General features: G+C 54.1%; 15 protein-coding genes. 7 read left to right on the top strand and 8 right to left on the bottom strand.

Annotation, left to right across the window (positions count from 1 at the left end):
• Positions 1 to 32 precede the first annotated feature (32 nt).
• Together LCS67_RS03250 and LCS67_RS03245 are read right to left on the bottom strand one after the other, a co-directional pair.
• Positions 33 to 899, bottom strand: coding sequence for an AraC family transcriptional regulator (locus LCS67_RS03250; RefSeq protein WP_000998790.1), 867 nt, complete (start codon positions 897 to 899; stop codon positions 33 to 35).
• A 71-nt stretch (positions 900 to 970) separates the two neighbouring features.
• On the bottom strand, positions 971 to 1363 hold the full coding sequence (locus LCS67_RS03245; RefSeq protein WP_000731552.1) for a YgiW/YdeI family stress tolerance OB fold protein: 393 nt from the start codon (positions 1361 to 1363) through the stop codon (positions 971 to 973).
• Positions 1364 to 1514: 151 nt separating this feature from the next.
• On the opposite strand from LCS67_RS03245, the gene qseB reads away from it, so the two are divergent.
• The 4 genes from qseB (at position 1515) to LCS67_RS03225 (ending at position 4554) form a co-directional block, all read left to right on the top strand.
• Positions 1515 to 2174 (top strand): quorum sensing response regulator transcription factor QseB, encoded by a 660-nt coding sequence (gene qseB / locus LCS67_RS03240; protein WP_001221574.1) that lies wholly within the window; start codon positions 1515 to 1517, stop codon positions 2172 to 2174.
• Positions 2171 to 3520 (top strand): quorum sensing histidine kinase QseC, encoded by a 1350-nt coding sequence (gene qseC / locus LCS67_RS03235; RefSeq protein WP_000779333.1) that lies wholly within the window; start codon positions 2171 to 2173, stop codon positions 3518 to 3520. The genes qseB and qseC overlap by 4 nt, the downstream gene beginning before the upstream one ends.
• A 106-nt stretch (positions 3521 to 3626) precedes the next feature.
• On the top strand, positions 3627 to 4208 hold the full coding sequence (locus LCS67_RS03230; protein WP_000065416.1) for an NAD(P)H-dependent oxidoreductase: 582 nt from the start codon (positions 3627 to 3629) through the stop codon (positions 4206 to 4208).
• 31 nt (positions 4209 to 4239) lie between these two features.
• Positions 4240 to 4554: a putative quinol monooxygenase gene (locus LCS67_RS03225; RefSeq protein ID WP_000958587.1), complete on the top strand. Its 315-nt coding sequence runs from the start codon at positions 4240 to 4242 to the stop codon at positions 4552 to 4554.
• Between the two features lie 124 nt (positions 4555 to 4678).
• Here LCS67_RS03225 and parE read toward each other — a convergent pair whose 3' ends face one another.
• Genes parE through nudF form a run of 5 tightly spaced genes read right to left on the bottom strand, consistent with a single transcriptional unit; the run spans position 4679 to position 9083 of the window.
• Entirely contained in the window at positions 4679 to 6571 is a 1893-nt protein-coding gene (gene parE / locus LCS67_RS03220; RefSeq protein WP_023262778.1) for a DNA topoisomerase IV subunit B, read from the bottom strand.
• A 27-nt stretch (positions 6572 to 6598) separates the two neighbouring features.
• Positions 6599 to 7180, bottom strand: coding sequence for an esterase YqiA (gene yqiA, locus LCS67_RS03215; RefSeq protein ID WP_000105725.1), 582 nt, complete (start codon positions 7178 to 7180; stop codon positions 6599 to 6601).
• Positions 7180 to 8007: a 3',5'-cyclic-AMP phosphodiesterase gene (cpdA, locus tag LCS67_RS03210; protein WP_000444735.1), complete on the bottom strand. Its 828-nt coding sequence runs from the start codon at positions 8005 to 8007 to the stop codon at positions 7180 to 7182. Before cpdA ends, yqiA begins: the two co-directional genes overlap by 1 nt.
• Before the next feature lie 24 nt (positions 8008 to 8031).
• Positions 8032 to 8454 carry a DUF1249 family protein gene (locus LCS67_RS03205; RefSeq protein WP_000833404.1) on the bottom strand — a complete coding sequence of 141 codons (423 nt, stop codon included), beginning with the start codon at positions 8452 to 8454 and terminating at the stop codon, positions 8032 to 8034.
• Positions 8451 to 9083 (bottom strand): ADP-ribose diphosphatase, encoded by a 633-nt coding sequence (nudF, locus tag LCS67_RS03200; RefSeq protein WP_001231950.1) that lies wholly within the window; start codon positions 9081 to 9083, stop codon positions 8451 to 8453. Before nudF ends, LCS67_RS03205 begins: the two co-directional genes overlap by 4 nt.
• Before the next feature lie 200 nt (positions 9084 to 9283).
• Between nudF and tolC the strand changes: the two genes are divergently transcribed.
• From tolC to LCS67_RS03185, 3 genes are all read left to right on the top strand, one after another.
• Positions 9284 to 10759 carry an outer membrane channel protein TolC gene (tolC, locus tag LCS67_RS03195; RefSeq protein WP_001663008.1) on the top strand — a complete coding sequence of 492 codons (1476 nt, stop codon included), beginning with the start codon at positions 9284 to 9286 and terminating at the stop codon, positions 10757 to 10759.
• Between the two features lie 212 nt (positions 10760 to 10971).
• Positions 10972 to 11643 carry a DUF1190 family protein gene (locus LCS67_RS03190; protein ID WP_000831528.1) on the top strand — a complete coding sequence of 224 codons (672 nt, stop codon included), beginning with the start codon at positions 10972 to 10974 and terminating at the stop codon, positions 11641 to 11643.
• Between the two features lie 5 nt (positions 11644 to 11648).
• Positions 11649 to 12812, top strand: a complete 1164-nt coding sequence (locus LCS67_RS03185) for a glutathionylspermidine synthase family protein (RefSeq protein ID WP_100521890.1) — start codon at positions 11649 to 11651, stop codon at positions 12810 to 12812.
• A gap of 61 nt (positions 12813 to 12873) precedes the next feature.
• On the opposite strand, the gene ygiD is transcribed toward LCS67_RS03185, so the two are convergent.
• On the bottom strand, positions 12874 to 13662 hold the full coding sequence (gene ygiD, locus LCS67_RS03180; RefSeq protein ID WP_001520560.1) for a 4,5-DOPA dioxygenase extradiol: 789 nt from the start codon (positions 13660 to 13662) through the stop codon (positions 12874 to 12876).
• Positions 13663 to 13703 lie beyond the last annotated feature (41 nt).

Raw genomic sequence — 13703 nt, 5'->3', positions numbered from 1 at the left:
AGTCACAAACCGTGAGACAGGTGGCAAGGAAGTTAACGAAGCGGCAGATAGATATCCGTCAGCAGCTCATGTTCCGCGACCTCATGGACGAAATTCAGGTACTGGAAGAAGACCGGAAAATCGCGCAGCGTCTCGCCGCTGGCCGGTAGCCATTCGCGGAATAAATACCACACGCTCTCCGGGAGGCTGTCGAGCGATCCCTGATGGCGTACCACCGCGCAGCGCCCGCCAGGAATCTCGCTATTCACCACGCCAACGTCATTTTCGGCTATCGGCTGGTGGACGCTGCCGCAGATATCAAAGCGGAATTGATCCGGCGGCGTCGTCTGCGGGTCGTGCCAGGCAATACCAAAAGTTTGACTGCTGGCAATCGGCGACTGGCCCGTTTCGCGCCGCCATGCAATAAATTTCGCCGCGCTGGCGTTGACCTTATCCGGATGCCCCAGATGCGTCAGCATCGCGACGCGGGTAGGTGGAAATTCAACGATTTTTACGTCCATGACATGCTGCTCCTGTAACGCAAGTTTAGGAACGCGTTGGTGCCAGGCCAGCCAGTCCGGCGATTGCCGAAACCGGCGCGGGCTTTGACCAAACGCGGTTTTGAAAGCACGTGTGAACGACTCCGGATTCTGAAACCCGGCATCCAGCGCGATATCGATAACTTTATCCTGCGGGTTAAACGCCAGCCGCCATGACGCGCGGCGCAAACGCAACCACTGGATATAGCGATAGAGCGGAAGCCCGCTCCAGGTGGTAAACTGCCGGTGAAAATGAAACGGCGAGCTGTGCGCCATCCGGCTTAACGCCTCAATCGACAGAGGCTCATCCAGATGACGCTCAATGTGGTCGCAAACGCGCCGCAGACGTTCGGAATAAGCCGCGCTGATCAGGTCATTCATCACTGCCTCCTTGTGGCCTATTCTGCCCACCGGGCGGCTGTGAATCCTGACCGATCTTGCGCAATGTGGGATTACGGATTCACTTTACGAATCTGTTTTACGTCGATTTCGACAGAGTTCCAGTCTTTATCCACTTCGCCCTGAATTTCAACGGTATCCTGCGGGGTTACGGTCAGGCCGTTCCAGCGCTTGTGGTCAATATCCACATTGATAGTACCGGTCGCATCTTTAAACACATACAGGTCGTCGGAAATGCGCTCGACGATATTCCCGCGCAGCGTTACCCACGCATCGTCACGCAGCGATTTAGCGCTCTCTACCGTCGTGCTGCTGCCGTTCGGGCCGACAAATCCGCCGCCTTGCGTTTGCGTCGCCGACGGGCCGGAGAAACCGCCCTGCTGAGCCGCCAGAACCGGGGTAGAACACAGTGCCATAACGGCAACGATTGCAGCTAATTTTTTCATGATTACTTTTCCCTTTCATGTCGTTTCAGATCCATTTAATAAGGTAATCCTTAACAACTTCTTAAGGCAAAAAAAGAATCTTTTTTTCTGTACATCGCCTGCGGCGACAAGGTTAACTGACGGTAACGCGAGTTACCGCAAGGAAGAACAGATGCGAATTTTACTGGTAGAAGATGACACACTTATTGGCGATGGCATAAAAGCGGGCCTGAGTAAAATGGGTTTCAGCGTCGACTGGTTTACCGAGGGACGTCCGGGCAAAGAGGCGCTTTACAGCGCGCCTTATGATGCGGTTATTTTAGATTTGACGCTGCCAGGCATGGACGGACGGGATATTTTGCGCGAATGGCGCGAAAAGGGTAAACAGGAACCGGTCCTGATCCTGACGGCGCGCGACGCGTTAGCAGAGCGCGTCGAGGGGCTACGTCTGGGCGCCGATGACTATTTATGTAAACCTTTCGCGCTCATTGAGGTCGCCGCCCGTCTGGAGGCGCTGGTACGCCGCGCCAGCGGTCAGGCCAGTAGCGAATTGCGCCACGGCCAGGTGACGCTCAATCCAGGCAATCTCGTCGCAACGCTTGCCGGCGAACCGCTGGCCCTAAAACCAAAAGAGTTCGCGTTGCTGGAACTATTACTGCGCAACAAAGGTCGCGTGCTGCCGCGCAAGCTTATTGAAGAGAAGCTGTATAACTGGGATGACGACGTGTCCAGCAATGCAGTGGAAGTCCATGTTCATCATTTACGCCGCAAGCTCGGCAGTGAATTTATTCGCACCGTACACGGCATCGGCTATACCCTGGGTGACGCATGAAATTGACGCAACGTCTCAGCCTGCGCGTCAGGCTGACGCTTATTTTTCTGATTCTGGTCTCCATCACCTGGGCAATCTCCAGTTTTGTGGCCTGGAGAAAGACGACGGATAATGTCGACGAGCTGTTTGACACACAGTTGATGTTGTTCGCCAGACGGCTTAGCACCCTCGATCTTAACGAGATCAACGCCCCGCAGCGCATGGCGCATACGCCAAAGAAATTAAAACATGGGCATATCGATGACGATGCGCTGGCATTCGCCATCTTTTCCGCTGACGGCAAAATGTTGCTGCATGATGGCGACAACGGCCAGGATATTCCGTATCGCTATCGCCGCGAAGGTTTCGACAATGGCTATCTGAAGGATGACAACGATCTCTGGCGTTTTTTGTGGTTGAACTCGGCGGACGGTAAGTATCGTATCGTCGTCGGTCAGGAGTGGGATTACCGCGAAGATATGGCGCTGGCGATCGTGGCGGCGCAATTAACGCCGTGGCTGCTCGCCCTTCCCTTCATGCTACTGATTTTATTACTCCTGCTTCACCGCGAGCTCAGACCGTTGAAAAAACTGGCGCAGGCGCTGCGCTTCCGGTCGCCGGAATCGGAAACGCCGCTCGACGCCAAAGGCGTACCGAGCGAGGTTCGCCCACTGGTCGAAGCGCTTAATCAGCTTTTTAGCCGCATCCACTCCATGATGGTGCGCGAACGGCGATTTACCTCCGACGCCGCCCATGAATTGCGCAGCCCGCTGGCCGCGCTGAAAGTACAAACCGAGGTGGCGCAGCTCTCTGGCGACGATCCGCTATCGCGTGATAAAGCGCTGACCCAGCTCCATGCGGGGATCGATCGCGCCACGCGGCTGGTCGATCAGCTACTGACGTTATCGCGTCTCGACTCGCTCAATAATTTGCAGGATGTGGCGGAGATTTCGCTGGAAGAGCTGCTGCAGTCCGCGGTAATGGATATTTATCATCCGGCGCAGCAGGCGAATATCGACGTGCGTTTACAGCTTAACGCCCATGACGTCATACGTACCGGCCAGCCGCTACTCTTAAGCCTGTTAGTGCGTAACCTGCTGGATAATGCGATTCGCTACAGTCCGCAGGGCAGCGTCGTCGACGTTACCTTACACGCCCGCAGCTTCACCGTCAGAGATAATGGCCCCGGCGTAGCGCCAGAGATTCTGACGCATATCGGCGAGCGTTTTTACCGCCCGCCAGGCCAAAGTGTGACCGGCAGCGGTCTGGGATTATCAATCGTCCGTCGCATCGCTACGCTGCACGGCATGACGGTGTCGTTTGGCAACGCCGCGGAAGGTGGATTTGAGGCCGTAGTAAGTTGGTAACAGAGACTTTTGCCAAAAATGCAAAAGACTTTGCACATTTTGCTAATTTCACCGCACCGCCCGTCAGCGTAGAATCAGCAGCAAACGCATTTCTTGAGGACACAAAATGAGTAACATCCTGATTATCAACGGGGCGAAAAAATTCGCGCACTCCAACGGCCAGTTGAATGACACCCTGACCGAAGTTGCCGATGGGCTTCTGCGCGATCTGGGTCATCAGGTTAAGATCGTCCGCGCCGACAGCGACTATGACATTAAAGAAGAGGTGCAGAATTTCGTCTGGGCTGACGTGGTGATTTGGCAGATGCCAGGCTGGTGGATGGGCGCGCCATGGACAGTAAAAAAATATATGGATGATGTCTTTACCGAAGGTCACGGTACGCTCTATGCCAGCGATGGCCGCACGCGTTCCGATGCCGCTAAAAAGTACGGTTCCGGCGGTCTGGTGCAGGGGAAAAAATATATGCTGTCACTGACGTGGAACGCGCCGATGGAAGCATTTACCGAAAAAGATCAGTTTTTCCACGGCGTAGGCGTAGATGGCGTCTATCTGCCATTCCATAAAGCCAACCAGTTCCTGGGCATGGACGCGCTGCCAACGTTTATTGCCAACGACGTGATTAAAATGCCGGATGTTCCGCGCTATACCGCAGAATATCGCAAGCATCTGAGCGAAATTTTTGCTTAACTGGTCATCCTGGAATTAGAAGGAGTTAACCATGCTTACCGTCATTGCCGAAATTCGCACGCGTCCGGGCCAACATCACCGTCAGGCCGTCCTCGACCAGTTTGCGAAAATTATTCCAACCGTTCTTAAAGAAGAGGGGTGCCACGGTTACGCGCCGATGGTGGATCATGCCGCGGGCGTGAGTTTTCAGACTCTGGCGCCTGACTCGATCGTGATGATTGAACAGTGGGAAAGCGTTGCGCACCTTGAGGCGCATCTGCAAACCCCGCATATGAAAGCCTATAGCGACGCGGTAAAAGACGATGTGCTGGAAATGAATATTCGTATTCTGGAATCCGGCGTTTAAGTTATTACCCTCGTCTGACGTCGCCCTGATGCGATGCGCAAGTGTCGCCATCAGGCTGCGGCGTCATGTCGGATTCGCTTATCCGGCCTGCGGCATGCAGACCGGATAAAGCGTGCAACAACCGTTACACGTCGAGATCCGCGAGATCGCCTTTTTCCTGTAGCCAGTTGCGTCGATCTTCAGAACGTTTCTTCGCCAGCAGCATATCCATCATCGCGTTAGTACGCTGATCGTCTTCATCGTTAATGGTGAGCTGCACCAGGCGGCGAGTATTTGGATCAAGCGTGGTTTCGCGTAACTGCATCGGGTTCATTTCACCCAAGCCTTTGAAACGCTGTACGTTCGGCTTGCCTTTCTTACGCTTCAGTTGTTCCAGTACGCCCGCCTTCTCTTCTTCCGTCAGCGCGTAATAGACCTCTTTACCCAAATCGATACGGTATAGCGGCGGCAGCGCGACGTAGACATGACCATTCTTCACCAGCGCGCGGAAATGTCTGACAAACAGCGCGCAAAGCAGCGTAGCGATATGCAAACCATCGGAGTCCGCATCCGCCAGGATACAGATCTTGCCGTAGCGCAGCTGACTCAGATCGTCGCTGTCCGGATCGATACCGATCGCCACGGAAATATCATGCACTTCCTGCGAGGCCAGCACTTCATCGGAAGAGACTTCCCAGGTGTTAAGGATCTTACCTTTGAGCGGCATGATCGCCTGATATTCGCGATCGCGCGCCTGCTTGGCGGAACCGCCTGCCGAATCCCCTTCCACAAGGAACAGCTCGGTCCGATTAAGATCCTGCGCGGTACAGTCCGCCAGTTTCCCCGGCAACGCCGGACCGCTGGTGAGCTTTTTGCGCACCACTTTTTTTGCGGCGCGCAGTCGCCGCTGCGCGCTGGCAATCGCCATCTCTGCCAGTTGTTCCGCCGCCTGCACGTTCTGGTTCAGCCACAGGCTGAAGGCATCTTTCACCACGCCGGAAACAAATGCCGCACATTGACGCGACGACAGACGCTCTTTAGTCTGCCCGGCAAATTGCGGGTCCTGCATTTTCACGGAGAGCACATAAGCGCAGCGATCCCAGATATCTTCCGCCGACAGTTTGACGCCGCGCGGCAGAATATTGCGGTATTCGCAAAATTCGCGCATCGCGTCGAGCAGGCCCTGGCGCAGACCGTTGACGTGCGTCCCCCCCTGCATGGTCGGGATCAGGTTGACGTAGCTTTCCGTCAGTAATTCGCCGCCTTCCGGCAGCCACAATAGCGCCCAGTCAACCGCTTCCGTTTCACCGTTAAAATTACCGATAAACGGTTTTTCCGGCAGCGTCGGCAGGCCGTTTACCGCTTCGCCCAGATAGTCGTTCAGGCCATCCTGGTAGCACCAGCGCTGCTCGCTGTTATTCACTTCATCTTTAAAAGTGATTTCCACGCCGGGACACAGCACCGCTTTTGCTTTCAGAACGTGCATTAAGCGAGAGACAGAAAAACGCGGGCTGTCGAAGAAACTTTCGTCGGGCCAGAAATGGACGCTGGTGCCAGTATTACGTTTACCGCAGGTGCCGACAACCTGCAAATCCTGCACTTTTTCGCCGTTTTCAAACGCGATGTTATAGACCTGACCGTCGCGGCGCACGGTCACTTCCACGCGCTTTGACAGGGCATTCACGACCGAAATCCCCACCCCATGCAGACCACCAGAGAACTGATAGTTCTTATTGGAGAATTTACCGCCGGCATGAAGCCGACAGAGGATCAGTTCTACCGCCGGAACCCCCTCTTCCGGATGGATATCCACCGGCATCCCGCGTCCGTCGTCAATCACTTCCAGCGATTGATCGGCATGTAAAATGACATCCACGCGTTTGGCGTGACCTGCGAGTGCTTCATCCACACTATTATCAATCACTTCCTGACCCAAATGGTTGGGGCGGGTCGTATCGGTGTACATCCCCGGGCGGCGGCGTACCGGCTCAAGCCCAGTGAGTACCTCAATGGCATCAGCGTTATAAGTTTGCGTCATGGTTTAATTAGCAATTCGAATTGATTGTCAGCAACTGTGCAGTCCAAGAAAATCGACAATCTGGTTGAAATAATCTTCGAAGCCCGTGAATGCGTGATTACCACCCTCGGTCACTGTCTGACGGCAGGAGGCGTAATATGCCACCGCCTGGCGGTAATCCAGCACTTCATCGCCCGTCTGTTGCAGTAGCCAGATCAGGTCCGGCGCTTCCAGCGGGTCAATCTGCATGACTTTAAGATCATAAATATGGCGAGACTCTAGCACATATTGCTGCCCGGTGTAGGGGTTCTCGTTCTGACCGAGATAGTCGGTCAGTAATTCAAAGGGCCGCACGGCGGGATTCACCACCACAGCCGGCAGCATAAAACATTGCGACAGCCAGGTGGCGTAATAACCACCCAGCGACGATCCTACCAGCCCTAATGGCGCACCGCCATGCTCAAGCACGAGAGATTCCAGCAACTCCGCCGCATCGGCAGGATACGGCGGGAGTTGAGGGACGATCATCTCAACATGCGGATGACGCTCCGCCAGCCAGTTTTTTAGCTGGCACGCTTTTGCCGAGCGAGGGGAACTGTTGAATCCGTGCAAATAGAGAAGCGTAGACATCAGTATCCTTCCGAAGCGGTATCGGGTCGGAACCGGGTATCCTGCAGGCGATGCACTTCCGTCTCCAGGACGCCGTTCGCCCGGAGCTCCAGCGTACGCCAGCCCGGCGCGATAGTATCCAGCGTAAAGTTCGCGCAGTGTGGTTTGAACTGTACGCAGGTTGACGGCGACGCCAACAGACGGCGACCGTTCCAGTCAAGATCCAGCTCCTGGTGAATATGTCCGCATAACAGATATTTTACACGCGGGAAATTCGCCAGCACGCTATCCAGCTCACCGGCATTACGCAAGCTGTGCTGATCCAACCAACTGCACCCTGCCGGCAACGGATGATGGTGCAAAAGGAGCAATGTCTGTCTCTCTGGCGCATCGGCGAGCTTACGCTCAAGCCATTCCAGTTGGAACTCGCTCAGTTCGCCATGCGGAACGCCAAACACCTGGCTATCCAGCAACAAAATCTGCCATTGTTCACCGATTAACACGCGTTTAGCCGGGGAAATCCCCGCCTCTTGCAGCGCGCTGTACATTGCCGGCTGAAAATCATGATTGCCCGGTAGCCAAACGCAAGGCGCGCGAAAGCTTGCGATACCCTCAGCAAAATGCTGATAAGCCGCAGCGGATTGATCCTGCGCCAGATCGCCGGTGGCCACGATCAGATCATATTCATACTGTTGCGCCCGAATAGCCTCCAGCACAGCCTGGTAACTTTCCCAGGTATTGACGCCTAACAGCGTTTCATGCTTTTCGGCAAACAGGTGAGTATCTGTAATTTGTAAAATCCTGACTCGGGCCTCACCAGCCAGAGGTAGGGTTAACAGGCTTTCCAAATGGTGTCCTTAGGTTTCACGACGCTAATAAACCGGAATCGCCATCGCTCCATGTGCTAAACAGAATCGTAGCCAGTCGGCCAGAAACTGATTAATTTGATGCTTTTCGTCGCGTTGATGCAACTTTTTATTTGGATAATCATACCGCGCTTTGAAGCGAAAGATCTGCTGGCTTGAACACACTTCAGCCACCATCGCATCATGGTAGAGGCGCACCGTCAGCGACGGCAGGCTCCAGTAGGTGATGGCTGGCGCCGTTTGCTCGATCGTTACAAGCGTAGTGTATCGGGTCGATTCCACAATCGTTAACCGATATTGTACGTTGCCCACCTGATAGCTCACCGTTTCACCGGGGGCGTCATTGCGCGGCAGCAGGCGGCGCAATTGCGAAAAATTGGTTTCGCACAAACGCATCATTTCTGGGAAGTCAGGTGTATAACGCTTCATTTTTTCCACTCGTTTTTTAACTCTTGATGATGCAACTGAAGCCATTGCAAAGCGATGACTGCGGCTGCGTTGTCGATTTTCCCCTCTTCTACCCACTGGTATGCCTGTTCCCGGCTTACCACATGAACCCGAATATCTTCGTTTTCATCCGCCAGACCATGAATACCTGCCGCGGTCGTGGCGTCCACTTCACCCACCAGAATAGATGAGCGCTCGCTGGTTCCTCCTGGACTCGCCAGGTAACTGATGACCGGTCGGGTGCGGCCTACGGTCAGCCCCGCTTCTTCCATCGCCTCTCGCCGGGCGACCGCCTCAATGGTTTCGCCTTCTTCTATCATGCCGGCGACCATCTCCAGCAGCCACGGCGTAACGCTTGTGTCATACGCGGCAATACGAATCTGTTCGACCAGCACCACCTCGTCGCGTTCAGGGTCAAAGGGTAGCAAGACGGCGGCGTGCCCGCGCTCAAAAATTTCGCGCTTTACCTCGCCACTCATTTCTCCGTTGAATAAACGATGGCGGAATCGATACACATCCAATGAAAAAAAACCGCGATAGCGCGTTTCCCGTGCAATAATTTCTACATCGCTTTTGGTGAAAGTAACTGGCAAGTTGTCTGATTTACGCATTGTGCTGCCCTGCTAGCAATAATGATTAAATGATGAATTTCAAGGGTGGTTGACTGCTGTTTTATCACCCTTGTGGTAAATTGGTGCCAATTAAGGCTCGTATGGCACGTAACGCCAACTTTTTGCAGTGGCGGATTCTGCTAGAATCAGCAATTATTTTTACAAATTGATCAGCGCTAAATACTGCTTCACAACAAGGAATGCAAATGAAGAAATTGCTCCCCATCCTTATCGGCCTGAGCCTGTCGGGGTTCAGCACACTAAGCCAGGCAGAGAACCTGATGCAAGTTTATCAGCAAGCACGCCTGAGCAACCCGGAATTGCGTAAATCCGCTGCCGATCGCGATGCTGCATTCGAAAAAATTAACGAAGCGCGTAGTCCTTTACTGCCGCAACTGGGTTTAGGTGCCGACTACACCTACAGCAACGGTTATCGCGATGCGAACGGTATCAACTCCAATGAAACCAGCGCTTCCCTGCAATTAACGCAGACGTTATTTGACATGTCGAAATGGCGTGGGCTCACCCTGCAAGAAAAAGCAGCAGGCATTCAGGATGTCACCTATCAGACCGATCAGCAGACGCTGATCCTCAATACCGCGAACGCGTATTTTAAGGTATTGAACGCTATTGATGTGCTTTCCTATACCCAGGCACAAAAAGAGGCTATCTACCGTCAGTTAGATCAAACGACGCAACGTTTTAACGTGGGTCTGGTCGCCATTACCGACGTGCAAAACGCCCGTGCGCAATATGATACCGTACTGGCGAATGAAGTGACCGCCCGCAACAACCTGGATAACGCGGTAGAAGAGCTGCGCCAGGTAACCGGCAATTATTACCCGGAGCTGGCGTCGCTTAACGTCGAGCATTTTAAAACCGACAAACCCAAAGCTGTTAATGCGCTGCTGAAGGAAGCGGAAAACCGTAACCTGTCGCTGTTGCAGGCGCGTTTAAGTCAGGATCTGGCGCGCGAACAAATCCGTCAGGCGCAGGATGGCCATCTGCCGACGCTGAATTTAACGGCCTCAACCGGCATTTCTGATACCTCTTATAGCGGTTCTAAAACCAACTCCGCCCAGTACGACGATAGCAACATGGGGCAGAATAAAATCGGCCTGAACTTCTCCCTGCCGCTGTATCAAGGCGGGATGGTTAACTCGCAGGTAAAACAGGCGCAGTATAACTTCGTCGGCGCAAGCGAACAGCTGGAAAGCGCGCACCGTAGCGTGGTGCAGACCGTACGTTCTTCCTTTAACAATATTAACGCCTCCATCAGCAGTATCAACGCGTATAAACAGGCAGTCGTTTCCGCGCAAAGTTCTTTGGATGCAATGGAAGCCGGTTACTCGGTCGGTACACGTACCATTGTTGACGTACTGGATGCCACCACCACTCTGTATGATGCCAAGCAGCAACTGGCCAACGCGCGTTATACCTATTTGATTAATCAGTTAAATATCAAATATGCGCTCGGTACGCTGAACGAGCAGGATCTGCTCGCGCTTAACAGTACGTTGGGTAAACCTATCCCGACGTCGCCGGAAAGCGTAGCGCCGGAAACGCCAGAGCAGGATGCTGCCGCAGACGGTTATAATGCCCATAGCGCTGCGCCGGCAGTACAGCCGACCGCCGCTCGCGCCAACAGCAATAACGGCAATCCATTCCGGCATTGATAAGTTATTCGCTGGCGCTGCGCTTATCAGACCTGTGCCCTTGTAGGTCTGGTAAGCGCGGCGCTACCTGTCATAAAGCCACGCCTGAACGTAAGACAACGTAAAGATCCTGCTATTCCGCCGCATTCTCGCCTTTTCTCGCTTCAATTTCGACCAGTCATCCTCTATTCTGAACGCATGTTGTATTTACCACTGGGTCCTGGAAGACAAATATGAAACGGACAAAATCCATCCATCACGCATCATTTCGCAAAAGCTGGAGCGCGCGGCATTTAACGCCGGTCGCCCTGGCGGTTACGGCTGTTTTTATGCTGGCTGGCTGTGAAAAAAGCGATGAAACCGTATCGCTGTATCAAAACGCTGATGACTGTTCAGCGGCGAATCCGGGCAAAAGCGCGGAATGTACAACCGCGTATAACAATGCGCTGAAAGAGGCCGAACGTACTGCGCCTAAGTACGCTACACGCGAGGATTGCGTCGCTGAGTTTGGCGAAGGTCAGTGCCAGCAAGCGCCTGCACAGGCTGGCATGGCGCCGGAAAATCAGGCGCAGGCCCAACAATCCAGCGGCAGTTTCTGGATGCCGCTTATGGCAGGTTACATGATGGGGCGTCTGATGGGCGGCGGCGCAGGCTTTGCGCAACAGCCGCTGTTTAGCTCGAAAAACCCGGCCAGCCCTGCATACGGCAAATATACCGATGCGGCAGGTAAAAACTACGGCGCGGCGCAACCGGGCCGGACAATGACCGTACCGAAAACCGCGATGGCGCCGAAACCGGCCACCACAACAACCGTTACCCGCGGCGGTTTTGGCGAATCCGTCGCCAAACAGAGCACCATGCAGCGTAGCGCTGCCGGTACTTCAACACGTTCGATGGGCGGCTGATACGCATGGAAAGAGTCAGTATTACCGAGCGCCCGGACTGGCGCGATAAAGCGACTGAATACGGGTTTAATTTTCACACTATGTATAGTGAACCGTACTGGTGTGAAGACGCTTATTACAAGTTAACGCTCGCCCAGGTGGAAAAACTGGAAGACGTTACCGCCGAGCTGCACCAGATGTGCCTCAAGGTAGTAGAACGCGTCATCGCCAGCGATGAGCTGATGACGAAGTTTCGTATTCCAAAACATACCTGGGGTTTTGTTCGCCAGTCCTGGCAAACGCAACAACCGTCGCTCTATTCCCGCCTCGATCTGGCCTGGGACGGCATCGGCGAGCCTAAGCTGCTCGAAAATAATGCCGACACGCCAACGTCGCTGTATGAAGCGGCGTTTTTTCAGTGGATTTGGCTGGAAGATCAGATCAACGCGGGCAATCTGCCGGAAGGCAGCGATCAGTTTAATAGCCTGCAGGAAAAGCTGATTGAACGCTTTGCTGAACTTCGCGAGCAGTACGGTTTTCAGTTGCTGCATCTCACCTGCTGTCGCGATACGGTTGAGGATCGCGGCACCATTCAGTATTTACAGGATTGCGCGGCCGAAGCGGAAATCGCCACCGAATTTCTCTATATCGACGATATTGGTCTGGGGGAAAAAGGCCAATTTACGGATCTGCAGGATCAGGTCATTGCGAACCTGTTCAAGCTCTATCCGTGGGAATTTATGCTGCGCGAGATGTTTTCCACCAAGCTGGAAGATGCCGGCGTGCGCTGGCTGGAACCGGCCTGGAAAAGCATTATCTCCAATAAAGCGTTATTGCCGCTGTTGTGGGAGATGTTCCCGGACCATCCGAATCTGTTGCCTGCGTATTTCGCCGAAGACGAACATCCGCCAATGGATAAATATGTCGTGAAACCGATCTTCTCCCGCGAAGGGGCGAACGTATCGATTATTGAGAACGGTAAAACGATCGAATCCGTGGAAGGCCCGTATGGCGAAGAGGGTATGATCGTGCAACAGTTCTATCCGCTGCCAAAATTCGGCGACAGTTACACCCTGATTGGTAGCTGGCTGATTAACGATCAGCCCGCCGGAATTGGTATCCGTGAAGATCGGGCGCTGATCACCCAGGATCTCTCCCGCTTCTATCCGCATATTTTTGTCGAAGGATAGATTCTCCTGTAAGCCCGATGCGCGTAGCGCCATCGGGCAATCATTCCGCGCCTTATCCGGCCTACCCCACCTGCACCGACAACATACTTATACTGCCCATCTCAATACCGTCGACCGGGATGGTGATAGGCTCCTTGCCGTCCCAGGCGCCAAGTACATACAGCAAAGGTAAAAAGTGCTCCGGCGTCGGGTTCGATAAGGCCCCCCCTTCATGTTGCAGATAATTCACCAGCGGGTGCTGTTCTACCGGCCCCTGCCACGTCAAATTGGCTTTCACAAAGTCATTAAATGACGCCGCCCAGGGATACGGTATATTGTCACCGTGCCAACGCACAGTCCGCAGGTTATGAACCACATTCCCGCTGGCCACCAGCATCACGCCTTCGTCACGCAGCGTCGCCAGCTTACGACCCACCTCAAAATGCCATGCCGCCGGTTTGGTACTATCAACACTAAGCTGCACCATCGGGATATCCGCATTCGGGTACATCTTGATCAATACGCCCCAGGAGCCATGATCAAATCCCCACGCCTCTTTATCGAGCGCGACGGGAACGGGAGCCAACAGTTCAACCAAACGCTGCGCCAGCGCAGGCGATCCAGGGGCCGGATAATGCGTGTCATACAGCGCCTGCGGAAAACCGCCAAAATCATGGAGAGTTTGCGGCCTTTCCATCGCTGTGACGCCCGTCCCGCGGGTATACCAGTGCGCCGACACCACCACTATCGCCTGTGGTCGAGGCAGGGCTTCCCCCAATCGCCGCCAGGCGCGGGTATAATCGTTATCGTCCAGCACGTTCATCGGGCTGCCATGCCCCAAAAACAATGCTGGCATACACGTTAAAGACATGATGTTATCCTTACAGGAAAGACATTTTGTTAACATCACCA

The sequence above is a fragment of the Salmonella sp. A7 genome, from assembly GCF_020181675.1.
Taxonomy (GTDB): Bacteria; Pseudomonadota; Gammaproteobacteria; order Enterobacterales; family Enterobacteriaceae; genus Salmonella; species Salmonella enterica.
The sequence above is the reverse complement of the archived record's forward strand: the minus strand, read 5'-3'. Positions and strand labels throughout refer to the sequence as shown.